Annotated in this window: 20 protein-coding genes; 12 read left to right on the forward strand and 8 right to left on the reverse strand. The window is 64.8% G+C overall.

Annotation, left to right across the window (positions count from 1 at the left end; genetic code table 11):
• Nucleotides 1-3: 3 nt before the first annotated feature.
• The 6 genes from aroK to pilM are packed head-to-tail and all read right to left on the reverse strand — an operon-like array spanning nucleotide 4 to nucleotide 5,488.
• Nucleotides 4-564, reverse strand: a complete 561-nt coding sequence (gene aroK / locus DOM54_RS01750) for a shikimate kinase AroK (protein WP_110714707.1) — start codon at nucleotides 562-564, stop codon at nucleotides 4-6.
• The gene (locus tag DOM54_RS01755) at nucleotides 564-2,630 is read right to left on the reverse strand and encodes a type IV pilus secretin PilQ (protein WP_110714708.1); all 2,067 of its coding nucleotides are present in this window, start codon (nucleotides 2,628-2,630) and stop codon (nucleotides 564-566) included. The genes aroK and DOM54_RS01755 overlap by 1 nt, the downstream gene beginning before the upstream one ends.
• A gap of 11 nt (nucleotides 2,631-2,641) precedes the next feature.
• Complete coding sequence (locus tag DOM54_RS01760; protein ID WP_110714709.1) at nucleotides 2,642-3,193, reverse strand: pilus assembly protein PilP; 552 nt, start codon at nucleotides 3,191-3,193, stop codon at nucleotides 2,642-2,644.
• Nucleotides 3,190-3,876, reverse strand: coding sequence for a type IV pilus inner membrane component PilO (locus DOM54_RS01765; protein ID WP_240613727.1), 687 nt, complete (start codon nucleotides 3,874-3,876; stop codon nucleotides 3,190-3,192). Before DOM54_RS01765 ends, DOM54_RS01760 begins: the two co-directional genes overlap by 4 nt.
• On the reverse strand, nucleotides 3,873-4,442 hold the full coding sequence (locus DOM54_RS01770) for a PilN domain-containing protein (protein ID WP_110714710.1): 570 nt from the start codon (nucleotides 4,440-4,442) through the stop codon (nucleotides 3,873-3,875). The genes DOM54_RS01765 and DOM54_RS01770 overlap by 4 nt, the downstream gene beginning before the upstream one ends.
• Nucleotides 4,439-5,488 (reverse strand): type IV pilus assembly protein PilM, encoded by a 1,050-nt coding sequence (gene pilM, locus DOM54_RS01775; protein WP_110714711.1) that lies wholly within the window; start codon nucleotides 5,486-5,488, stop codon nucleotides 4,439-4,441. The genes DOM54_RS01770 and pilM overlap by 4 nt, the downstream gene beginning before the upstream one ends.
• A 236-nt stretch (nucleotides 5,489-5,724) precedes the next feature.
• On the opposite strand from pilM, the gene DOM54_RS01780 reads away from it, so the two are divergent.
• Together DOM54_RS01780 and DOM54_RS01785 are read left to right on the forward strand one after the other, a co-directional pair.
• The gene (locus DOM54_RS01780) at nucleotides 5,725-8,247 is read left to right on the forward strand and encodes a penicillin-binding protein 1A (protein WP_110714712.1); all 2,523 of its coding nucleotides are present in this window, start codon (nucleotides 5,725-5,727) and stop codon (nucleotides 8,245-8,247) included.
• A gap of 91 nt (nucleotides 8,248-8,338) precedes the next feature.
• Complete coding sequence (locus DOM54_RS01785) at nucleotides 8,339-9,085, forward strand: DUF481 domain-containing protein (RefSeq protein WP_110714713.1); 747 nt, start codon at nucleotides 8,339-8,341, stop codon at nucleotides 9,083-9,085.
• A 105-nt stretch (nucleotides 9,086-9,190) separates the two neighbouring features.
• Here DOM54_RS01785 and DOM54_RS01790 read toward each other — a convergent pair whose 3' ends face one another.
• Both DOM54_RS01790 and rpmE read right to left on the reverse strand, forming a co-directional pair.
• Entirely contained in the window at nucleotides 9,191-10,462 is a 1,272-nt protein-coding gene (locus DOM54_RS01790) for a malic enzyme-like NAD(P)-binding protein (protein WP_110714714.1), read from the reverse strand.
• Between the two features lie 333 nt (nucleotides 10,463-10,795).
• Entirely contained in the window at nucleotides 10,796-11,011 is a 216-nt protein-coding gene (rpmE, locus tag DOM54_RS01795) for a 50S ribosomal protein L31 (RefSeq protein ID WP_110603446.1), read from the reverse strand.
• 204 nt (nucleotides 11,012-11,215) lie between these two features.
• On the opposite strand from rpmE, the gene DOM54_RS01800 reads away from it, so the two are divergent.
• From DOM54_RS01800 to DOM54_RS01850, 10 genes are all read left to right on the forward strand, one after another.
• Entirely contained in the window at nucleotides 11,216-13,468 is a 2,253-nt protein-coding gene (locus tag DOM54_RS01800; RefSeq protein ID WP_206018980.1) for a primosomal protein N', read from the forward strand.
• Between the two features lie 292 nt (nucleotides 13,469-13,760).
• Nucleotides 13,761-15,446, forward strand: a complete 1,686-nt coding sequence (argS, locus tag DOM54_RS01810; protein WP_110714716.1) for an arginine--tRNA ligase — start codon at nucleotides 13,761-13,763, stop codon at nucleotides 15,444-15,446.
• Between the two features lie 3 nt (nucleotides 15,447-15,449).
• Entirely contained in the window at nucleotides 15,450-16,148 is a 699-nt protein-coding gene (locus tag DOM54_RS01815; protein WP_110714717.1) for an SPOR domain-containing protein, read from the forward strand.
• A gap of 313 nt (nucleotides 16,149-16,461) precedes the next feature.
• Entirely contained in the window at nucleotides 16,462-16,980 is a 519-nt protein-coding gene (hslV, locus tag DOM54_RS01820) for an ATP-dependent protease subunit HslV (protein WP_110602302.1), read from the forward strand.
• 14 nt (nucleotides 16,981-16,994) lie between these two features.
• Nucleotides 16,995-18,371, forward strand: coding sequence for an ATP-dependent protease ATPase subunit HslU (gene hslU / locus DOM54_RS01825; protein ID WP_276309655.1), 1,377 nt, complete (start codon nucleotides 16,995-16,997; stop codon nucleotides 18,369-18,371).
• 101 nt (nucleotides 18,372-18,472) lie between these two features.
• On the forward strand, nucleotides 18,473-18,856 hold the full coding sequence (locus tag DOM54_RS01830; protein ID WP_110714718.1) for a gamma-butyrobetaine hydroxylase family protein: 384 nt from the start codon (nucleotides 18,473-18,475) through the stop codon (nucleotides 18,854-18,856).
• Nucleotides 18,857-19,080: 224 nt separating this feature from the next.
• Nucleotides 19,081-19,827, forward strand: coding sequence for a bifunctional demethylmenaquinone methyltransferase/2-methoxy-6-polyprenyl-1,4-benzoquinol methylase UbiE (gene ubiE, locus DOM54_RS01835; RefSeq protein ID WP_110714719.1), 747 nt, complete (start codon nucleotides 19,081-19,083; stop codon nucleotides 19,825-19,827).
• A gap of 11 nt (nucleotides 19,828-19,838) precedes the next feature.
• The gene (locus DOM54_RS01840) at nucleotides 19,839-20,462 is read left to right on the forward strand and encodes a ubiquinone biosynthesis accessory factor UbiJ (RefSeq protein ID WP_110714720.1); all 624 of its coding nucleotides are present in this window, start codon (nucleotides 19,839-19,841) and stop codon (nucleotides 20,460-20,462) included.
• Complete coding sequence (ubiB, locus tag DOM54_RS01845; protein WP_110714721.1) at nucleotides 20,459-22,081, forward strand: ubiquinone biosynthesis regulatory protein kinase UbiB; 1,623 nt, start codon at nucleotides 20,459-20,461, stop codon at nucleotides 22,079-22,081. The genes DOM54_RS01840 and ubiB overlap by 4 nt, the downstream gene beginning before the upstream one ends.
• Before the next feature lie 103 nt (nucleotides 22,082-22,184).
• Complete coding sequence (locus DOM54_RS01850) at nucleotides 22,185-22,526, forward strand: phosphoribosyl-ATP diphosphatase (protein ID WP_110714722.1); 342 nt, start codon at nucleotides 22,185-22,187, stop codon at nucleotides 22,524-22,526.
• Nucleotides 22,527-22,562: the final 36 nt, after the last annotated feature.

The raw sequence follows: 22,562 nt of genomic DNA on the forward strand, positions 1-22,562 counted from the left end.
GAATTACCTCTGATGAGAGAGTGGCGACGAGTCACCGAGCGGCTCGGCGAGACGGGAGACGCGGCGCAGGATATCACCGACCACGCTTCTGGGACCGCGACGATCCGTCCGCACGACGACATCCGCCGTGGCGCGATAGAGCGGGTCGCGAATCGCGAACAGCTCCCTCAGCACCTGCTCCGGATTGGCATTCTGCAGCAGCGGCCGGTTGCGATCCCGCGAGGTACGTCGAATCTGCTGCTCGACGGTAGTGGCCAGGTAGATCACCGTACCCCGCTCTCGCAGCAGCTGCCGGTTGACTTCACGCATGACCGCGCCCCCGCCCGTCGCCATCACGACTTCACTGCGCTGGGTGAGTTCGTCGAGCATGGCCGTCTCTCGATCACGAAACCCCTGCTCGCCCTCGACATCGAAAATCCACGGGATATTCGCCCCGCACCGACCCTCTATCTGATGGTCGCTATCCAGGAATTCGCGCTGCAATTCGGCCGCCAAAAGGCGGCCGATTGTGCTTTTGCCGGCCCCCATGGGACCGATGAGAAAAAGATTGGGAAGCGACCGCATCAGCGAATGGCCAGTCCGTCCTCGATGATCTTGGGCGTGATGAATACCAGCAATTCTACCTTCTCGTTGCTTTCCTGGGTATAGCGGAAGAGATTGCCCAGCACCGGAATGTCTCCCAAGAACGGGGTCTTGAACAGCGTACGCAGCTGCTCGGAGGTCAGGATTCCGCCCAGCACCACGGTCTCGCCGTTGTCGACCAGTACCTGGGTCTGTATCTCGTTGGTATCGATCGCCGGCGCGCCATCGAATCGCGTATCGGAAATATCGTCGTTGTTGATTCGCAGATCCATGATGATGCGATCATCGGGCGTGATCTGCGGGGTCACCTCCAGCGACAGCACGGCTTCCTTGAACTCGGTGGTCGTCGCTCCGCTGGAGGAAGCCTCCTGGTAGGGCACTTCTTGCCCCTGCTTGATCACCGCGGTGCGCTGGTTGGCGGTAATCACCTTGGGCTGGGAGATGGTCTGGCTCTTGCCCTCGCTCTCCAGGGCACGCAGCTCCAGGTCGATCAGCACGTCCCCGGAGAGATAGCCGAAACTGAAAGCGCTTGCCGGGTTGGTGGCGTTGCCCAGGTCGACCGCCAATCCACCACCATAGGGCGCGGGATCGTCCGAGGTCGTCGGCACCGTCGAAGGATTGCCGTCGGCCGCCCCGCTCAGATCGAAGTGACGCCCCCGCGGCGAGGAAAGTCCCCAGTTGACGCCCAGCTCGTGAGTCGCGCTGTCGCGGGCGATCACGATCCGCGCCTCGATCTGGACCTGACGCACCGGAACATCGAGGTGGTCGATGGTCCGGCGTATGGCGTCCAACTGCTCGCGAGTGTCCTGCAGGATCAGCGTGTTGGTGCGCGGATCGACGGTGACCCGACCACGCTCCGACATCATCCCGATCCCCTCGCCGCCGCGCAGCAGCGCGGCGAGGGAGTCGGCCTTGGCGTAGCGAATCCGCAGGAACTCCGTGCTCAGTGGCGCCAGCTGCTCGGACTGCTCGCGAGTTTCCAGCGTCTGACGCTGCAGGCTCGCCAGCTCGCCGGTGGGGGCCACCATCATTACGTTGCCTTCACGCCGGGCCGACAGGCCGTGGTTGCGCAGCACGAGATCGAGCGCCTGGTCCCACGGCACGTCGGTGAGATTGAGGGTCACGTTCCCTTGCACGCCGTCGCTGGCCACGACGTTGAGCCCGGACTCCTCGGCAATGATCGACAGCACGTCGCGGACCGGAATGTCCTGAAAATCGAGCGTGATGCGATGCCCGGTATAACTGGGCCGATCCTCCGCCTCGGGGCGCTCGATCGTCCCCGCGGCAGCCAGGTCGATCGTCAGGCGACGCCCGTTCTGCGTCACCAGCGGTTCCACGGCACTGGATGCGGAGATGTCGAAGGCCACCCCGCCATCGCCGCGCCGCGGCACGATACGCTGGACGCTGGTGCCGAAGTCCGCGACATCAAGCGTCTGATACTGTTCATCGGGCAGGGTGACACCCGGCAACGTGACCGAAACCTGCCGCCCCTGTCCGGTGACTTCGGCGGCGACCCCGGCACGATCGAGTTCCAGTTGCAGTTGCCCGTCACCCCCCGTGCCACGACGAAAATCGATCGCGGTGATGCTGGGCTCCGCCGAGACCCTCTCCGGGACATCGATGCCTCCGGCGGTCGAGACCGTCGCTGGCGAAACGCCGGGGGCGACCCCCAGGTGAACGACGACCCGACCCGACATTCGCTCGATCCGGTAGCCGGTCGTCGATTCCAGCTCGAACACCAGGCGCGTGCGCGCCCCGGCCTCCAGCACCCTTACCCCGCTGACGCCGGCGCTACCGATAGCGAAGCTCGGCTGGGACAGACCGTTCCGGGTCTCCAGCAGATCCAGCGCCAGCCGGGGCGGTGAGTCCGTCCGATAGCCGCGAATCTCCGGAACGCCACCCACGAAGTTGAGGCCCACGTCCAGACGGCCCGAGCCCTGGTCGGTGAATGTCATCGCGGTCAAAGTGGAGGCCGCCAAGGCGGGAAACGCCACCGCCCATAGAATCAGCGTCGCGATCAAAGCGGCGAAATGCCGTCGAAGAGTCATGGGTTCCCCTGCTATGGTTGCCGCCGGCTGGCACCGTCGGATTCTGGTTGTGCCATTGCCAGACGCTGGCGGCATTCGGTCCAGTCCCCCTGGGGGTCCCGCACGGTCTCGACCAACGCCAGTGCCCTCGATTCGACGTCAACGACTCTGCCGTAATCCCGGCCCAGATAGTCGCCCTCGAACAGCCGATGGACTCGACCATCCGGCGCAGCGACCAGGCCCGACGGGGTGTTGCCCACCATCAAGGTCCCGACAAGGGTCAGGCTATCGAGTTCGAAGGCCTCGAGAGGCTGGCGCGGTCGATCGGCATCGGGTAGCGGTGCCCTATCCACCGGCTCGACCTGCTCGTCATGCTCGGCCACGAAAGGGCTGCGGCGCTGGCTCTGGTCGTAATCGGCGGTGGCGTATTGCGGCATCTGCGGCAGCGCGGCGATCTGCCCCTCGGGCTTGTGCCGCAGGGCATCCAGTTGCGCCTCCAGCGCGCCCAGGTCGGCATCCTGACACCCGGTGAGCAGGCCACTGGCGATGAGCATCCCGGCCAGCAGGAGGCGATTCACGCTCACGATTTCCCCCTCCCCGGCTTGGCATCCACGCCGGGATCGGCGTCCTCTCGATACCGGTAGGTCTTGGCCAGCATCGACAGCCGGAGACGATCCTCCATGGGCGTCAGCGTGAAATCGTGCAGCGTGACGATACGTGGCATGGCGGCGACACGAGCCAGAAACGAGGCGATCTGATGGAAGTCTCCGCGCACCTGGATGTCGAAGGGCTGCTCGATGTAAAACTCCCGTTCCACCGCCGGGCGTAACTTGAGGCTATCGATATCGAGCTGCTGCTCGCGTGCCGCGTCACTGATGGCGTCCAGCAGCGCCGGAACCTCCGCATCGCTGGGCAGCATTTCGAGCACCCGCTGCATACGGGCCTGCAGCTCGCTCATCTGGCGCTTCATCGCCGGGAGATTGACGGCCTGATAGGAGAGCGTCTCGAAGCGCTGCAGTGCCTGCTGCTCCTGCGCCATCAACCGCTGATGCACTTCCCTGGGCGACGAGGCCAGCAGCCACTGCGCACCCCAGAACGACGCCAGCAGCAGCGCCGCGGCAATCATCACCTGCAGGCCGGCGGGCCAGCTGCCGGCCTCCTTGATATCCAGTTCGCGCCACTGTAGTTCACGCAACTGACGCCACTGTTCGCCCGCCGTCGCGCGAAGCCCCGCCATCCCTCGGAAGCGCATCGTCGGACGCCTCATGACCCGGCCCCCGCCACGCTGTCGTCGACCGGATGCTGATCGACGCTCATGTGGAAACGCTTGGCCGCCGCGGGTCCTTCCGCGGACTGCACGTCCGAGAGCAGCGGGATATCGAACGCCGGACTGTGATCCAGAGCCCGCATCTGGTCGGATACCTGACGATTGGACGCCGCGACTCCGCTGAGTTCGAGCCGGTCCGCCTTGCGCTCCAACTCGGTGTAGTAGACGCCATCGACCAGCGTGGCCGTCAGTTGATCGAGGACACGAATGGTCAGCGGCCGGCTCGACTGGAGCTCGCCGATCACTTCGATCTGCTTCAGCATGCGCTCCCGCAGCTCGCGGAAATCGCGCATCGCCTGGATATCGCGGGTGAGAGCTTCGGTATCCCGCTGAATCAGCGCGACCCGGGCCTGCCCCGCACGGACCAGCGACTTCTCATGCAGGGAAACGCCCCAGCCGAGCAGCAGGCCCGTCAGCAGCAGCAGCATCAAACCCTGCTTGAACCGACGAGTCCGCTGGACGCGGCGCTGCTCCCGCCAAGGCAGAAGATTGATCTCGATCCTCATGACAGGGCCCGCATGGCGAGACCGCACGCGGTGAGCATCGCCGGCGCATCCGCGGCCAGGGCACCCACATCCAGCCGCGAATGGACCCGCATCTGGTGAAAGGGATTGGCGAGCGTCGCCTCGAGGCCGCTCTGGGCACGCAGCCGCTCGGCGAACCCCGGTAACGCGCTCGACCCGCCGGCGAGGACGAGACGTCGAACCTGCTGCTGCCCCGCCGCGGTGTAGTAGAGCTGCAACGATCGGCCGACGTGCTGGATCAGGGTGTCGATGAACGGCAACAGCACCTGCTGTCGATAATCGTCGGGCAACCCTCCTCGCTTCTTGGCCCGGCCGGCTTCGTCGAAACTCATCCCGTAGCGCTTGCTGATGGCGTCGGTGAGCTGCCGCCCGCCGCAAAGATTGTCCCGGCTGTAGACGATCCGGCCACCCTTGAGGACGTGGAAGGCGCAGAGATTGGCGCCGATGTCGACCAGCGCCGTGCTGTCATCCTCTTCCTCCGACTCCCGCAGGGCGCGGCAGACCCGCTCCAACGCGAAGCCCTCCACATCCACGGCCACCGCCTCCAGCCCCACCGCTGCCATGGTCGAGGTAAGCGTCTCGATATCCTGCAGACGGCAGGCCACCAGCAGGATCTCCTGCTGATCAGGGTAGCGGGCATGGCGATTCATGCGCTGGAAGTCGAAGGCAACCTCGTTGAGCGGGAACGGGATGTACTTGTCGGACTCCATCTGGATCCGGGCTTCGATCTCCTCGTCGCTGAGCGAGACCGGGAGCGACAGCACCCGAGTGATGGCAGCCGAGTTGGGCACCGCCACCACGGCGCGGCGAGACCGCGGTTGCGCATGCTCGACCGCCCGGCGCAGCGTATCCACGACCTCGCTCTTGTCGCGGATTCGCCTCTCGACGACGGCCCCCTCGCGCAGAGGGCGCACCGCGTAGCTGTCGATCCTCAGCCCGCCGGCGTGACGCTCCAACTCCAGCAGCTTGACGGTGGCGGACGTGATGTCCACCCCGACCAATCCTTGGGAGGATCTTTTCAAGCGCAACACTGTCTCACCTCGCCGGAACTCGAAAATCCTAATCGAAGTTAACGGCGGCCCGACGGGCAACTTGAGACATTTTGTTACACTTATTTCTCGTTGCTTGCAGGAAGCGGCGGGTACGAAACTGGCCCCGGCTCTATCGCATCCATATAATGCCCCGGTATTGAATCATGTCCGAAGCTAGGGATAGCGGGCACGCTCGCGGCCGGACCGCCACCAGTCAAGGATTACCTCTTTCTATGAAGCTTTTTACCCGCTTACTGACGACCGCCTTCTGGCTGCTGCTGTCGCTGTGCGCCGGAGTCGTGCTGGCAGTCGTCGGCGCAGGGCTCTATTTCGCGCCCGGCCTGCCGGATGTGCGCCAGCTCCAGAACTACGAGCTTCAGACACCGCTACGAATCTACACCGAGGACAACAAGCTGATCGGCGAATACGGCGAGGAGCGCCGGATGCCGATCAGCTACGACCAAATCCCGAAACCGCTGATCGATGCACTGCTGGCGGCCGAGGATGCCAACTTCTACAACCACCCCGGCGTCGATCCGAAAGGCCTGCTGCGCGCGGCGGTGGAGCTGGCCTCGTCGGGGGACATCCAGTCCGGCGGTAGCACCATCACCATGCAGGTGGCGCGCAACTACCTGCTGACCCTGGATCAGACCTTCACCCGCAAGATTCGCGAGATCCTGCTGGCGCTGCAGATGGAGCAGATCCTGAGCAAGCCGGAGATTCTCGAGCTGTATGTCAACAAGATCTATCTGGGCCACCGCTCCTACGGTGTCGCCGCCGCCGCCAATACCTACTACGGCAAGCCGCTGGCCGATCTGACGCTGCCGCAGTACGCCATGATCGCGGGCCTTCCCAAGGCCCCATCCAGCTTCAACCCGCTGGCCAACCCCGAGCGTGCACTGATCCGACGCAACTGGATCCTCTACCGCATGCGCGAGCTCGGCTCGATCGACCAGGCCAGCTACGAACAGGCCGTCAAGGCGCCGATCACGGCCAGCCGCCACATCGCGCAGTCTGAGGTCGACGCCCCCTATGTCGCAGAAATGGCACGCGCCTACGCGGTCGAACGGTTCGGTGACAAGGCCTACACCGACAACATCCGCATCACGACCACGCTCGACAGTCGTCTGCAGACCGAAGCCCGCAATGCGCTGGTACAGGGCCTGATCGACTACGACACCCGCCACGGCTGGCGTGGCCCGGAGGAGAAGGACGTGCCTCCGAGCCTGGTCGAAGCGCAGGATCGCACCGAGCGGCAGGGTCTGGAAGAAGAGCTCTCGGAGTCACCGGAGGTCATCCAGACCGCCCGTCAGGCGGCCCAGAGCAGCGAGGCCAACATCGAAGGTGTCGATGGCGACGTCAGCAACTGGCTCAAGGTGCTGGAACGCACGCCGGCATACGGCCCTCTCCAGCCGGCCATCGTGACCGAGACCGACGGCAAGCAGATGCACGTGCTCAATGCCGACGGCAAGGTCATCACGCTGGACTGGGACGGCCTCAAGTGGGCCCGGGTCTACCATAGCGCCAAATGGCGCGGCGACGTGCCCGCCAATGCCGAGGCGATCGCCCAGCGCGGCGACCTGGTCCGCATCCTCAAGAGCGGTGACACCTGGCGACTGTCACAGCGCCCCGGAGCCGAGGGCGCGATCGTGGTACTCGACCCGCAGACCGGCGCCATCGAGGCGCTGCAGGGCGGGTTCAGCTTTGCCGCCAGCAAGTTCAACCGCGCCATTCAGGCGCAACGCCAGGTCGGCTCCAACTTCAAGCCCTTCGTCTATCTGGCCGCGCTGCAGGAAGGCGGCATGACCGCGGCGACGATCATCAACGATGCCCCGGTGGTGATGTCCCAGTACAGCGGTGACGACTGGCGTCCCGAGAACGCCGAGCGCCAGTTCCAGGGGCCGACGCGCCTGAGGGTCGGGCTGTATACCTCGCGCAATCTGGTGACCATCCGCGTACTGCAGTCGCTGGGGCTCGACAACGCACTCAACTTCCTCGAGCGCTTCGGCTTCTCCCGGGATCGCCTGCCGCACGGGTTGTCGCTGGCACTGGGCAGTGCCTCGCTGACGCCGCTGGAGATCGCCAACGCCTACGCGGTGCTGGCCAACGGCGGCTTCCAGGTCTCGCCCTGGTACATCCAACAGGTCACCCAAGGCAGCCAGAACACCGTGGTCGAAAAGGCCAACCCGCTGGTGGCCTGTCGCGACTGCGCACCCGATGCGACCCAGACCGAAGTCGACGGCGAACCGCGTCGCATCGCCCCCAGGGTGGTCGACCCTGATGCGCTCTACATCCTGCGCAGCATCCTGCGGGATGTCATCGAGCGTGGCACCGGGCGCGGCGCGCTGTCGCTCAACCGTGCCGACATCGTCGGCAAGACCGGCACCACCAACGATCAGCGTGATGCCTGGTTCTCCGGCTTCAACAACTCGCTCGTCACGACGGTATGGGTTGGCAAGGATGACAACACCACGACCGCGGAATATGGCGCGCAAGCTGCCCTGCCGATCTGGAAGGCATTCATGGGGCCGGCCCTGAAAGGAACCCCCGAGGTCATTCCGAAGGCGCCCGATGACATCGTCCAGGCACGCATCGACCCGAATACCGGCAAGCGACTGCATGACGATCAGTCCGGCGGCATCAGCGAGATATTCCGCAAGGACAATCTGCCCGAGTACCAACCTCGCGGGATTCGCCCTGAACTGGAAGATGAGAGCGGTTCGCAAGGCACTGGCACTTTCGAAGCCATCTTCTGATACATTGGTCGGGGCCTCGAACCCCGACCCATTCGTTCCACACTCGCTCTTCACCGCACCAGGACGTCGCAGCGAAGCTGAGAGAGATGTCATGCCCCTGCCTAGTTGCCGCTGGTGGCTGCTGGTCACCTGCCTGATGGCATCCCCATCACATGCGGAGCTTTTCTACGCGCCGCCGGCGCCGGACGAAAATGCGCCCAACTTCAGTGGCAGCGCGGAACTCGGCTACACCAAGCTGACCGGCAACACCAACACCCAGACCTTGCTCGCCAAGGGCCGCCTGACCTGGCTCACCGGTCGCTATACCCACACCTTTCGTGCCGAGACTCGCAGCGTCCAGGACAACGACAACACCACGTCGGAGCGATATCTGGTTGGCGCCCGCGAACGCTACGAGCTTGCGGACGACAACTACCTGTTCGGCTTTGCGCGCTGGGAGCGTGACCGATTCAGCGGCTACGATTCGCAGTTCACGACCATTGCCGGTTACGGACGCCAGATACTGGTCGGGCCGACGCATACCCTCTCGGCGGAAGTCGGGCCGGGCTATCGCCATGACGCCTACGCCGAGGGCGGCAGCGACGACCTGGCCCTGGCCTACTCGGCACTCGACTACACCTACAATTTCAGCGACGACATCGCATTCGACCAAGAACTCTCCGCGGAGGCGACCCACATCAGCGTAACCACGCGCTCGCTGTCGACGATCACCTCGCAGTTGAACTCTCACCTTGCACTGCGCGTTTCCTACGACGTCAAGAGCAATACCCACCCGCCGCCCGACGCCGAGGCACGCACCGATACCACCACCTCGGTGTCGATTCTCTACAGCTGGTAGCGAGCCACGGCGTCGTGGAGAGCGCGAGGCACAAGGGACCGACCGAATCCCGAAAACGAAGATGCCGCCTCGCGGGCGGCATCTTCACACTCACGACCCGACCGATTACTGGCCGTAGATTTGCTTGACGCTCTTCAACGGATAGTGGGCGGGATACGGCTTCTTCGCGACACCCGACTCCACCGCTGCCTGGGCCACCGCCGCCGGAATCCTCTCCAGCAGACGCGAATCCACCGGCGTGGGGATGATGTAGCCACGGCCGAACTCCAGCGAGTCCAGTTCGTAGGCATCCAGCACCTCTTTCGTCACTGGCTCGCGCGCCAGATCCTTCAGCGCGTGAACGGCGGCAATCTTCATCCTTTCATTGATGGCAGTGGCACGGACATCCAGCGCGCCACGGAAGATGAACGGGAACCCCAGTACATTGTTGACCTGATTGGGGTAGTCGGAGCGCCCCGTGCCGATGATCACGTCGCTGCGGGTTGCGCGGGCGACATCGGGATGAATTTCGGGATCCGGGTTGGAACAGGCGAACACGATCGGGTTGGCCGCCATCCTCTCGAGCTGCTCGGGCTTGAACAGGTTCGGCCCGGAGAGACCGACGAAGACATCGGCGCCCTCGATCGCCTCATCCAGCGTACGCAGCGGCGTCTCGGTGGCGAACTGGGCCTTGTACTGGTTGAGATCGCTGCGACCGCTGTGAATGACGCCATTGCGATCCAGCATGAAGATGTTCTCGGCCCGGGCGCCACACTCGATCAGCAGCTTCATGCAGGCGATGGCAGCGGACCCCGCCCCCAGGCAGACGATACGCGCTGTCGCCAGTGTCTTGCCGGCGATGTCCAGGGCGTTGAGCAGGCCCGCGGCGGTCACGATCGCGGTGCCGTGCTGATCGTCGTGAAACACCGGAATGTCGCAGCGCTGCTTGAGCGCCGTCTCGATCTCGAAACACTCCGGCGCCTTGATATCCTCGAGGTTGATACCGCCCCAGGTGTTGGCGATGTTGGCCACCGTATCGATGAAGGCCTGGGCGGAATCGGCTTCGACCTCGATATCCACCGAATTGATGCCAGCAAAGCGCTTGAACAGAACCCCCTTGCCCTCCATGACCGGCTTGCTCGCCAGGGGACCGAGATTCCCCAGGCCCAGGATAGCGCTGCCGTCGGAGACGACGGCCACCAGATTGCCCTTGCCGGTGTAGAGATAGGCGTTTTCCGGATCCAGGGCGATTTCCCTGCACGGTTCCGCGACACCGGGGCTGTAGGCCAGCGACAAATGCTTGGCGGTTTCGGTGGGCTTGGTCAATTCGACCGACAGCTTGCCCGGAATCGGCTTGGCATGATAATCGAGCGCCGCCTGTCTTTTATCGTCACTCATGAGAGAGGTTTCCCGATGGAGGGTGTGGTATTTCGGCATCGTCGTGCCATGGAGTCGCGCCAGATTATAGAAAAAAGGCAACCCACACAACTTTCACCCTTTACCCCTCTTTCGCGAATTTTAAGTGCCTGTTTGAATCACTTCGATGCATTTGGCGACACTTATAACTGGACGCCCAGCCATAAAACATCCCTTATCCACCGCCTCGGACCTTGGTCCCGGCCTGAAGCGCCCACCCACTTTCCGGTAACGGGATCCGAGGATCGGACATGAAAAAGCCCGCCATGAAGGCGGGCTTCTCGACAACCGTTCGGTTCTCGGCGTGACGCGATCTCAACCGCGACGAACCGCAGCTCCGAAACGCTTGTTGAAACGCTCGACGCGGCCACCGGTGGTCGCCTGCTTCTGCTTGCCGGTGTAGAACGGGTGACACTGCGAGCAGACGTCGACGTGGAAGTCTTCGCTGGCCGTGGTGCCGATCGAATGGGTCGCGCCACAGGAACAAGTCGCCGTGACTGTCTTGTATTCGGGATGAATAGACTGTTTCATCGTGAAGCCTCGCTTTGCGGTGTACCGCCACCTGATCTGTTGCCAGGCACCGTACACGGATAGGGAATCGCGGTTCACTCCCGCGCGACCGGCCCGCCTAGAATCCCGTAACCCGTCTCGTCTAGCGATGGCGGTATCACGGATAAGAGACGCACCCTACGTCGGAAGGCGGCGCATTTTAGCAGAATTGTTCACGGAGGCCAATTGGCAGATTCCAGTACCGCCCCCGGGAGCGCGGCACCGCCCGTGCCTCGGATTCTTCGTATCGCCGTTCCCACGCCGCTGAGGCGACTGTTCGACTATCGCCCCGCGGGCCAGCCCCCTGCCGGCGGCTGGTGCCCCGGCCTGCGGGTCAAGATTCCGTTCGGTCGGCGTTACCTGGTCGGGATCGTGATGGAGTGCGCGATGGAGAGCGAACTGCCGGCCAGCCAACTGAAACCGATCACGGAACGGCTCGACGACGAGCCGCTACCGGCTGACTGGCTATGGCTCTGCCAATTTACCGCCCGCTACTACCAACACTCACTGGGCGATACGCTGCATCACGCCCTGCCCGGCCCACTGCGCCAGGGACGACCGCTCGAGGCACGCAGCCGCGAGCGATGGCAGCTCAATGCGCCCGAGGCCGCCGCCCTCGATGCCCTGAGCCGCGCACCACGCCAACGCGAGCTGGTCCGGCTGCTGGCCCAGCATCGCCACGGCATGATCACCTCCGCCATCACCGCGCAGGGGTATGCGCGCCCCCTGTTGCAGGGGCTGCTCGACAAGTCGCTGGTCACTTGCATCCATGAACCGCTGACCGCCAGCGAGAGCTGGTCGGGTGCGCTGCTCGCCGAACCGGCCCTGCCGCTCAACCGAGAACAGGCCGCCGCACTCGCGGCGCTCCACGAGGGACTGGACCGCTTTCACCCGTGCCTTCTCCATGGCGTGACGGGAAGCGGCAAGACAGAGGTCTACCTGCAACTGATCGAGGCGGTCCTGGGCCAGGGCCGCCAGGCGCTGGTGCTGGTGCCCGAGATCGGCCTGACGCCGCAGACCCTGTCGCGCTTTCGCAAGCGCTTTCGCGCACCGGTCGTGGCGCTGCACTCGGGCCTCACCGACCTGGAGCGCCTGGATGCGTGGGAGGCCGCTCGCAGCGGGCGCGCGCCAATCGTCATCGGTACCCGCTCCGCCATCTTCACGCCGCTGGCGCGACCCGGCGTGATCATCGTCGACGAGGAGCACGACGGCTCGTTCAAGCAACAGGATGGCTTGCGCTACCACGCCCGCGACCTGGCGATGGCGCGCGCCCACCGCGATGGCGTACCGATCCTGCTGGGCAGTGCCACCCCATCGCTGGAGAGTCTGGCCCAGGCGCGCAGCGGACGCTATCGACATCTTCGGCTGACCCAGCGGCCCAGCCGCCACGCCCCGGCCAAGCTCGAACTGGTCGATCTGCGGGGGAGGCAGCGCCAGGGCGGGCTGATCCCGCCGGCGATCGACGCCATCCGTCAGGCACTGAAAGCCGAGGGCCAGGTGCTGGTCTTCATCAATCGGCGCGGCTTCTCGCCGTCGCTGGCGTGTCATCAGTGCGGCTGGATTGCCGAGTGCCGCCACTGCGACTCTCGGATGACGCTCCATCGTCAGCCGCCGCGCCTGGTTTGTCATCACTGCGAATACCAGACATCCCAGCCGGACGCCTGTCCAGGTTGCGGCAGTGCCGACCTGCGGCCGCTCGGCGCCGGCACCGAGCGCAGCGAGGAGACGCTCGCCACCCTGTTCCCCGACACTCCCGTCTATCGCATCGATCGTGACAGTACACGGCGCAAAGAAGCCTTCGACCAACTGCTGACCGAGATTCGACGCGGCGAACCGAGCCTGCTGGTGGGAACCCAGATGCTGGCCAAGGGGCACCATCTTCCCCACGTGACGCTGGTGGTGGTGGTCAATGCCGACGCCGGTCTCTATGCCAGCGATTTTCGCGCGCTCGAGCAGAGCGCCCAGTTGCTGGTCCAGGTGGCTGGTCGTTCCGGTCGCGCCGACCGGGCCGGGCGCGTTCTGGTCCAGACACTGCATCCCGACGACCCCAACCTGCGGCTGCTGGCGGACAGCGGCTACGATGCGCTGGCCTACCAGATGCTCGAGGAGCGGCGCCTCGCCGGTCTGCCCCCCTATCGTTACCTGGCGCTGGCGCGTTTCGAGGCCACTCGCGAGGAGGATGCCCGCCAGGCCGCGGAGGCTGCCGGCGACGCCGTCCGCCAGTGGCTCGCCGAACGCCAGTCGCCGGTGCACTGCCTGGGGCCCGTGCCCGCACCGATGGAACGCCGCCAGAACCGCTACCATGTCCAGCTCATGCTCTCCGCGGAAAAACGCAGCGCGCTGCACGAGGCGAGCGCCTGGCTGGTCGGCTGGATGGAGGGCGCCGCCTCGCGCCGTGTCCGCTGGTCACTGGATATCGACCCGATGACGTTGAGTTGATATCACGAGCCGCGAGCCGCGGGAGTCAAAATCTTGCCCTCGAGCGAAAAATGCAGCATCGCTGGCTTTTTCGCTCGAAGCTCGAAGCTCGAAGCTCAAAGCTCAAAGCTCAAAGCTCGAAGCTCGAAGCTCGAAGCTGAGCATCAGGGTTTAAAGCCTTGCGCCAATCACTGATAATGGCCGCCTTTTACCAGCGTCGTGGCGGCAGGTTCACGACGTCCAGATTCGCGGAATCCCGCGCCGGGTCGAGCCCCTGGCCTCAGGCCCTGGCCCCACGACGATGAAGTAGCCCATGAAAGAGACGATTACCCAACTGCTCGACACCGCTGTCGCCACGCTCCAGGGCGCAGGCGATCTGCCGGCCGACCTGAGCCCCGCCATCAAGGTCGACCCGACCCGCGACAAGGCCCACGGCGACTATGCCACCAACCTGGCGCTGGTGCTGGCCAAGCCGGCCGGCTGCAAGCCGCGCGACCTGGCCGACAAGCTGATCGCGGCGCTGCCGGAGAACGACGCGATTCGCCGCACCGAGATCGCCGGGCCGGGCTTCATCAACTTCTTTGCCGCCACCGACGCCATCGCCGGCATCGTCAGCCAGGTTCTCGACGCCGGCGACACCTTCGGGCGCAGCCTGATCGGTGCCGGCGAGAAGGTCCAGGTCGAATTCGTCTCCGCCAACCCCACTGGGCCGCTGCACGTCGGCCATGGTCGTGGCGCCGCCATCGGCGACTGCCTCTGCCGGTTGCTGGAAGCGACCGGTTTCGACGTCACCCGCGAGTTCTACTACAACGACGCCGGCGCCCAGATCAACAACCTGATGCGCTCGGTTCAGGCGCGTGCCCGGGGGCTCGGTCCCGATGACGAGGGCTGGCCCGAGGATGGCTATCGCGGCGACTATATCGCCGATGTCGCCCAGGCCTACCTGAGCGGTGAAACCGTGACTGCCGATGACCGCGAGGTCACCGCCAAGGCCGACCCGGACGACGGCGACGCCATTCGCGCCTTCGCCGTGGCCTACCTGCGTCGCGAGCAGGACCTGGATCTCAAGGCATTCGGGGTCGAGTTCGACGTCTATTTCCTGGAGTCCTCGCTCTACGCCGAGGGCCGTGTCGAGGAGACCGTCAATGCGCTGGTCGCCGGCGGCCACACCTACGAGGCGGACGGCGCCCTGTGGCTGCGCACCACCGACTTCGGTGACGACAAGGACCGGGTGATGCGCAAGTCCGACGGCGACTACACCTACTTCGTGCCCGACGTCGCCTACCACTACAACAAGTGGCAGCGCGGCTTCACCACCGTGATCGACGAACAGGGAGCCGACCACCACTCCACCGTCACCCGGGTTCGCGCCGGGCTGCAGGCGCTGGAAGTCGGCATTCCCCAAGGCTGGCCGGACTACGTGCTGCACCAGATGGTGCTGGTGACCCGCTCCGGGGTCGAGGTCAAGCTCTCCAAGCGCGCCGGCAGCTATGTCACGCTGCGCGATCTGATCGATGAAGTGGGCCGTGACGCCACCCGCTATTTTCTCGCCGCCCGCCGCGCCGACTCCCAGCTCACCTTCGACATCGATCTGGCGCGCTCGCAGACCAACGACAATCCGGTCTACTACATCCAGTACGCCCATGCCCGCGTCTGCAGCGTGCTACGCAAGGCCGAGAACGATGACCTCGGCTTCGACCATGGCGTCGCGATGGCCAACCTGGAGCGCCTCGACGCCCCCCAGGAGAAAGCCCTGATGAATCGGCTGGCACGCTATCCGGATAGCCTCGAGCGTGCAGCCCGCGCCCGCGAGCCGCATCAGATCGCGCAGTATCTGACCGACCTCGCGAGTGATTTCCACACCTGCTACAACGCCCAGAAAGTCATGGTCGACGATGCCGGGCTGCGCAATGCGCGGCTGGCGCTGGGTCTGGCGACACGCCAGGTCATTGGCAATGGATTGGCGCTGCTCGGCGTCAGCGCCCCGGAGGAGATGTAAACCATGGCACGCCGCCCCGCTCAGAACAGCCGCTCGTCCTCGTCCCGCCCTTCCCCCAAGGGCGCGACCACCAAGTCCCGCCCGCGCGCCTCGAACAGTGGCGGCGGTCTCGGCGGCATTCCGGGCTGGTTGTGGGCCATTGCCGGCCTGATCGCCGGCTTTGCCCTCTCGCAGTATCTGGACCGCTCCTCGCCGGAACCGGTGGCAGCCGTCGTGCCCAGGCCGACATCCAGCCAGACGTCGGCCCCCACCGATCAAGGCGGTGGCGGCAGTGGCACCGGCGGCCAGAGCAGCGCGCCCCAACAGCCGGCCACGCCGACGTTCGAGTTCTACACGCTGCTGCCGGAGACGGAAGTCATCGCGCCCAACAGCGACAGCGCGGAGCCCGCGCCGTCGCCCCAGGCCGCGCAGGAGGCCGCCGCCGACAATGCCGCCAACACCACCAAGCAGCCGACACCCAGCGGTGGCCGCTATGTACTGCAGGCGGCGTCCTTCCGCGACATCAATGATGCCGAGCGCCTCGCCAATCGGCTCAAGGATTTCGGCCTGCTGGCCAAGATCACCGACGTTCGCGCCAATGGCGATCAGCTCTGGCACCGAGTCCAGGTCGGCCCCTACGAGGATAAGCGCGAACTCTCCAGGGCCCAGGATCTGATGGTGACCCAGGGCATCGAACCGCTGCTGCTGCGCCTGCAGAACTAGGCGCCACGCCCCGGTACCGCTGCTGCTGTATCCCAACGACCGACATCGCTTGTCGGTCGTTTTTGTCTGCCGGATTCCATGCGCGCCGCGCCCTCGTTCGGCGCGACACGTCGGGGCCGGCCTGTCACTGGCGCACGTCGCCGGTAAACCGTCGCTTGATTTCCCCCTTCTCCGCCCACACCTCTCGAGGCATGCCGCATCGCGTTCTTCGTTTCTCGTTCGAGACGGGCATCGTCAACCGGGAACGCGATCGCACAGGTTTTTTTCGGCGCCGCCTTTGCTATCCGGCGGCGCGTCATCAGGAGTCAACTGTATGACCACTATCGTATCCGTGCGCCGTGGCGATCAGGTCGCCCTGGCCGGTGATGGCCAGGTGTCACTGGGCAACACGGTGATGAAGGGCAACGCCAGCAAGGTTCGTCGTCTCTATCGCGGCCAGGTGCTGGCCGGTTTCGCCGGCGGCACCGCCGACGCCTTCACCCTGTTCGAGCGCTTCGAGGCCCAGTTGGAGAAGTACCAGGGCCATCTGACCAAGGCGGCCGTCGAGCTGGCCAAGGAGTGGCGCACCGACCGCGCGCTGCGTCGTCTCGAGGCGATGCTCGCCGTCGCCGACAAGACGGCATCGCTGATCATCACCGGCAACGGCGACGTGGTCGAACCCGAGCGCGGTATCATCGCGATCGGCTCCGGTGGCCACTTCGCACAGGCCTCGGCCCGCGCACTGCTCGAGAATACCGAGCTCGGCGCCCGCGAGATCACCGAGAAATCGCTCAACATCGCCGCCGACATCTGCGTATTCACCAATCATCAGATCACGCTCGAAGAGCTGTAACGAGGCCGAACCCCATGTCTGAGAAACCGTCCCAAGAACGCTCCAGCGCGCAGCCTGCGTTGACCCAGTCGGCGATGACACCGCGTGAGATCGTCCACTCGCTGGACCAGTACATCATCGGCCAGCACGACGCCAAGCGCGCCGTCGCCATCGCCCTGCGCAATCGCTGGCGCCGGATGCGCCTCGATGAGCACATGCGTGGCGAGATCGTGCCCAAGAACATCCTGATGATCGGCCCGACCGGCGTGGGCAAGACCGAAATCGCCCGTCGCCTGGCGAAGCTCGCCGGTGCGCCCTTCCTCAAGGTCGAAGCGACCAAGTTCACCGAGGTCGGCTACGTCGGCCGCGATGTCGAGTCGATCATTCGCGACCTGATGGAGATGGCGATCAAGATGGTCCGCGAGCAGGCCAAGGTGGAAGTGCGCCACAAGGCCCAGGACGCTGCCGAGGATCGCATTCTCGATGCCCTGCTGCCGCGTCCGCGGGGCAGCGAATACGATGCCGGCCGCGACGACTCCTCCACGCGCCAGGTCTTCCGCAAGAAATTGCGTGAAGGCCAGCTCGACGACAAGGAGATCGACATCGAGGTGACACCGGCCAGCCAGGGCGTCGATATCATGACCCCGCCGGGCATGGAGGAGATGACCAATCAGTTGCAGAGCCTGTTCGCCAACATGGGCAAGCAGAAGACCGAGACCCGCCGTGTGCCGGTCAAGGACGCCTGGAAACTGCTGCAGGACGAGGAAGCCGCCAAGCTGGTCAACGAGGAGGAGATCAAGCAGCGTGCGCTGGAAGCCGTCGAGCAGAACGGTATCGTGTTCATCGACGAGATCGACAAGGTCGCCAAGCGCGGCGAGTCCGGCAGCGGCGGCGATGTCTCCCGCGAAGGCGTGCAGCGCGACCTGCTGCCGCTGATCGAGGGTTCAACGGTCTCCACCAAGCACGGCATGGTGCGTACCGACCATATCCTGTTCATCGCTTCCGGAGCCTTCCACCTCTCCAAGCCATCGGACCTGATTCCGGAACTGCAGGGTCGCCTACCGATCCGGGTCGAGCTGACGGCACTGACGCCGGACGACTTCAAGCGGATCCTGACCGAACCTTCGGCGGCACTGACCAAGCAGTATCGGGCGCTGCTCGACACCGAGGGCCTGGATGTCCAGTTCACCGAGGACGGCATTTCGCGCATTGCCGAGATCGCCTGGCAGGTCAACGACGGCACCGAGAACATCGGCGCCCGCCGCCTGCACACGGTGATGGAGCGACTGCTAGAGGAAGCCTCGTTCCAGGGCGGCGATTTCGCCAGCCCACTGGTCGTCGATGCCGACTATGTCAACGACAAGCTGGGTGAACTGGCGGTAGACGAAGACCTGTCGCGGTATATCCTTTAAGTCACGAGCCGCGAGCCAACGATGATCGCCACTTGCTGCCAACGCAAGTGGCGCTCGAAGCTCGAAGCTCGAAGCTCGAAGCTCGAAGTCAGGAGTCTGCCATGCCCGCCCCCATCCCCACTCGCGTCCATTATCACAAGGGCGACCGTGAGCTCGAACTGGGCTATCCCGACGGCCAGACCTATCGTCTGCCGATCGAGTTGCTGCGGGTCTACTCGCCCTCGGCGGAAGTCCAGGGCCATCATCCCAGCGAAGCCGTGTTGCAGACCGGCAAGCGCCACGTCGGCCTGCTGGATATCTCCCAGGCCGGTCGCTACGCCCTCAAGCTGCATTTCGACGATGGCCACGATACCGGGCTCTATACCTGGGAGTATCTCCACGACATGGCGACCCACCAGCAGGCGTGGTGGGAGAACTATCTGAGCCGGCTCGATCGTGCCGGTGCCTCCCGAGACCCCAGCGTGATCCAGATTCATCAGGTCTGAAGCCGGCCGGTCCCTCCGTCCCCGATACCTGCCAGCCGCGATGCGCGCAGACAAGTTTACGACCAGACGCTACAATGCGGACTCGGTCGATTCACATCGATTGGCCTCGGCTCGAGCGCGTCGGTCACACGGCTCGGGCCGCTCGGCTGCCCATCGCCCGCACAGCGATGCCGCCGCCCCAACGGCGTCACGTTCGCCGCCCGCGTCATCTCGGAGAAAAGCACATGGACAAGCGCACGACCGACTTCGGCTATGAAAAGGTAGCGGTCGACGAGAAGGCCGCCCGCGTGGCCGACGTCTTTCACTCGGTGGCCGCGCGCTACGATGTCATGAACGACCTGATGTCATTCGGCATTCATCGCCTCTGGAAACAGCTGACACTCGAGCGCAGCGGCGTTCGCCAGGGCCACAGCGTGCTCGACATCGCCGGTGGCACCGGTGACCTGACCCGCCAGTTCGCGAAACGCGTCGGCCCAGGCGGCCGGGTCATCCTGGCCGATATCAACGAATCCATGCTGCGCGTCGGGCGCGACAAGCTGATCGACCATGGCATTGGCGACAACGTCAAATACGTCCAGGCCAATGCCGAGAGCCTGCCGTTTCCGGACAACAGCTTTCACTGCATCACCATCGCCTTCGGCCTGCGCAACGTTACCGACAAGGACGCGGCACTGCGCTCGATGACGCGAGTGCTGAAGCCCGGCGGACGCCTGCTGGTGCTGGAATTCTCCAAACCGGTCAACGGCCTGCTGTCGAAGGCCTACGACCAGTACTCTTTCCGTCTGCTCCCGCAGATGGGGCGTCTGGTCGCCAATGACGCCGACAGCTACCGCTATCTGGCGGAGTCGATCCGCATGCATCCCGATCAGGAGACGCTGAAGGGCATGATGCAGGCCGCCGGGCTCGAACGGGTCGAGTACACCAACATGACCGGCGGAATCGTCGCGCTGCATCGCGGCATCAAGCTCTGAGGGCCGGCGAGATGGTGGAGACTTTCGCCCTGGTCGCCTTGGAGCGCTCGTTGAACACGCTGTTGCGGCGCGACCCGGCGTCCCCCGCCAGGCTGGCCGACCTGGCCGGACACACCTTGCGGCTGACGTTCGCCGAGGCTCGGTTGGGGCTGCGCGTCGGCTTCCACGCCGATGGCGTCACGCTGGGGCGTGTGCACGACTGGCATGACGAGGACGACCTGGACATCACCGTGGACCGGCGAGTGGTGACCCGGTTGATGGCGGGCGACTCGCCGGAGCGCCTGCTGTTCAGCGGCCAGCTCCCGTCGATCGGCCAGACCGGGTTGCTGTCGCCGATCCAGACCCTGTTCATGGACCTCGATATCGACTGGGAAGACGCCTTGTCAGGACTCGTGGGCAACGGTACCGCCCATGACGTCGCCAATGGCATCCGCCATCTCGATCGTCAGGCGCGCTTCCTGGCCACCGAATGGCGCCAGGATCTCCGCGACTATCTCTTCGAGGAGCGGCGCTGGCTGGCAGGTCACGACCAGCTCGCCGTCGCGCGCGATCACCTCACCGAACTTCAGCAATCCGTCGACCGTGTCGGGGCCAGAGTGGCCAGGTTGCAACGCCGTCGGGAGTCGCATTCATGAGTCTGCGGTTATTTCGCATCGCCTGGACCGTCTCCCGTTATCGCCTCGACAGCCTGGTTCCCCAGGACAGACTACCGCCGGTTCTTCGCTGGCTGTGGCGGTTTGCCCCGGTCCGGCTGATTCCGATCGGCGATCACTCGCGCGGCAAGCGGCTACGGCTGGCGCTGGAGTCGCTGGGCCCGATATTCGTCAAGTTCGGCCAGATGCTGTCGACCCGCCGCGACCTGCTGCCGCCGGATATCGCCGACGAGTTGAAACGCCTGCAGGACCAGGTTCCCCCCTTTCCTGGAGAGACCGCCCGGGCCATGGTCGAGGTCGAGCTCGGCAAGACCGTCGAGGAGGCTTTCGCCGCGTTCGAGACCGAACCGATGGCCTCGGCCTCCATCGCCCAGGTCCACGCGGCCGAACTGCATAGCGGCGAGCAGGTCGTGGTCAAGATCATCCGCCCCGGCATCGATCGCATCATGCGCGAGGATATCGGCCTGCTCTATACCTTCGCGCGTCTGATGCGGCGGATCCCCGAGGCGCGCCGGCTGAGGCCGGTGGAGGTGGTTCAGGATTACGAAGCGACCCTGTTCGACGAGCTCGACCTCAACAAGGAGGCTGCCAACACCTCCCAGCTCAAGCGCAACTTCCAGGGATCGCCGCTGCTCTACGTCCCTGCCATCCACTGGTCGCTGACTCACCGCCAGGTCATGGTCCAGGAGCGCATCACCGGCATTCCGGTCGCGGATATCGATGCCCTGCGCGCGCAGGGCACCGACCTCAAGAAACTGGCGGAGCGCGGCGTGGAGATCTTCTTCACCCAAGTCTTCCGTGACAATTTCTTCCATGCCGACATGCACCCCGGCAACATCTTCGTATCGCGGGAAAACCCCACCGAACCGCGCTACATCGCCATCGACTGCGGCATCGTCGGCAGCCTGACCCGCGAGGATCAGGACTATCTGGCACGCAATCTGCTCGCCTTCTTCCGCCAGGACTATTATGAGGTCGCGGTCCTGCACATCGAATCCGGCTGGGTCGGAGAAGGCACCCGGGCCAACGAATTCGCGTCGGCGATCCGCGCGGTGTGCGAGCCGATCCTGGAGAAACCGCTCAAGGACATCTCCTTCGGCCAGGTGCTGCTGGGCCTGTTCCAGACCGCGCGGCGATTCAACATGGAGGTCCAGCCACAGCTGGTGCTGTTGCAGAAGACCCTGCTCAACATCGAAGGCCTGGGCCGCCAGCTCTATCCCGACCTGGACCTGTGGAGTACTGCCAAACCCTATCTCGAGCGCTGGATGCGCGAGCGCGCCGGACCCAAGGGGTTCTGGAAGACGCTTCAGAAGCACGCGCCGGAACTGGCGCACCAGATTCCCGAGCTGCCGGTGCTCGCCCACCAGGCGCTCTCCGACCGCGAGCAGCAGCGCCGGCTCTATCGCCAGCAGACGGAGGCGCTGTCGGGGCTGGAAGCGCGTTTCCAGCGGGCAGCGCCGCGTGCCAGGCGTCTCCGCCTGGGGGCCATCCTGCTGGCGGTGGCCCTGGCCTGGCAACCGATGCTGGGCTGGGCGGAACAGCAACCCTGGCCGGTCCTGGTGGCGGCCGGGCTGGGGGTGTTGCTACTGATCTGGCGCTGAGCGCAGGATAATGACTCGAAGCTCGAAGCTCGAAGCTCGAAGCTCGAAGCTCGAAGCTCGAAGCTCGAAGCCAATGTAGCCCTATACGCAGGAATGTCATTTCATGAGTGATACTCTCGAACGATTGGCAACGGTTCTGGAAGCTCGCCGCCATGCGGATCCCGATAGCTCTTACGTCGCCCAGCTCCATCACCGTGGTCTCAACAAGATTCTGGAAAAAGTCGGCGAGGAAGCCACCGAAACGCTTCTTGCCGCCAAGGATGTCCGGGTAGATGATGCACGGAGCCGCCAGGATCTGATCGGCGAAGTGGCGGACCTGTGGTTTCACAGCCTGGTCATGCTGTCGCATCTCGATATCGATCATCGGGAAGTGCTATCGGAACTGGCCGGGCGCTTCGGCGTTTCCGGACTGGACGAGAAGGCCTCTCGCCGACGAGACTCATGAATCATCATCGCGTCAACGCGCATCAGTAAGGAGAAA

It is taken from the genome of Salinicola acroporae, assembly GCF_003206615.1.
GTDB classification, from domain to species: domain Bacteria; phylum Pseudomonadota; class Gammaproteobacteria; order Pseudomonadales; family Halomonadaceae; genus Salinicola; species Salinicola acroporae.

Bases quoted from the DNA above. Each gene is read 5' to 3' on its own strand.
- aroK (WP_110714707.1), bottom strand. From the start codon at position 564: ATGCGGTCGCTTCCCAATCTTTTTCTCATCGGTCCCATGGGGGCCGGC.
- hslV (WP_110602302.1), top strand. From the start codon at position 16,462: ATGACCACTATCGTATCCGTGCGCCGTGGCGATCAGGTCGCCCTGGCC.
- DOM54_RS01840 (WP_110714720.1), top strand. From the start codon at position 19,839: ATGGTGGAGACTTTCGCCCTGGTCGCCTTGGAGCGCTCGTTGAACACG.
- DOM54_RS01770 (WP_110714710.1), bottom strand. From the start codon at position 4,442: ATGAGGATCGAGATCAATCTTCTGCCTTGGCGGGAGCAGCGCCGCGTC.
- DOM54_RS01815 (WP_110714717.1), top strand. From the start codon at position 15,450: ATGGCACGCCGCCCCGCTCAGAACAGCCGCTCGTCCTCGTCCCGCCCT.
- DOM54_RS01765 (WP_240613727.1), bottom strand. From the start codon at position 3,876: ATGAGGCGTCCGACGATGCGCTTCCGAGGGATGGCGGGGCTTCGCGCG.
- DOM54_RS01830 (WP_110714718.1), top strand. From the start codon at position 18,473: ATGCCCGCCCCCATCCCCACTCGCGTCCATTATCACAAGGGCGACCGT.
- DOM54_RS01850 (WP_110714722.1), top strand. From the start codon at position 22,185: ATGAGTGATACTCTCGAACGATTGGCAACGGTTCTGGAAGCTCGCCGC.
- DOM54_RS01780 (WP_110714712.1), top strand. From the start codon at position 5,725: ATGAAGCTTTTTACCCGCTTACTGACGACCGCCTTCTGGCTGCTGCTG.
- rpmE (WP_110603446.1), bottom strand. From the start codon at position 11,011: ATGAAACAGTCTATTCATCCCGAATACAAGACAGTCACGGCGACTTGT.
- DOM54_RS01790 (WP_110714714.1), bottom strand. From the start codon at position 10,462: ATGAGTGACGATAAAAGACAGGCGGCGCTCGATTATCATGCCAAGCCG.
- ubiE (WP_110714719.1), top strand. From the start codon at position 19,081: ATGGACAAGCGCACGACCGACTTCGGCTATGAAAAGGTAGCGGTCGAC.
- argS (WP_110714716.1), top strand. From the start codon at position 13,761: ATGAAAGAGACGATTACCCAACTGCTCGACACCGCTGTCGCCACGCTC.
- ubiB (WP_110714721.1), top strand. From the start codon at position 20,459: ATGAGTCTGCGGTTATTTCGCATCGCCTGGACCGTCTCCCGTTATCGC.
- DOM54_RS01785 (WP_110714713.1), top strand. From the start codon at position 8,339: ATGCCCCTGCCTAGTTGCCGCTGGTGGCTGCTGGTCACCTGCCTGATG.
- DOM54_RS01755 (WP_110714708.1), bottom strand. From the start codon at position 2,630: ATGACTCTTCGACGGCATTTCGCCGCTTTGATCGCGACGCTGATTCTA.
- hslU (WP_276309655.1), top strand. From the start codon at position 16,995: ATGTCTGAGAAACCGTCCCAAGAACGCTCCAGCGCGCAGCCTGCGTTG.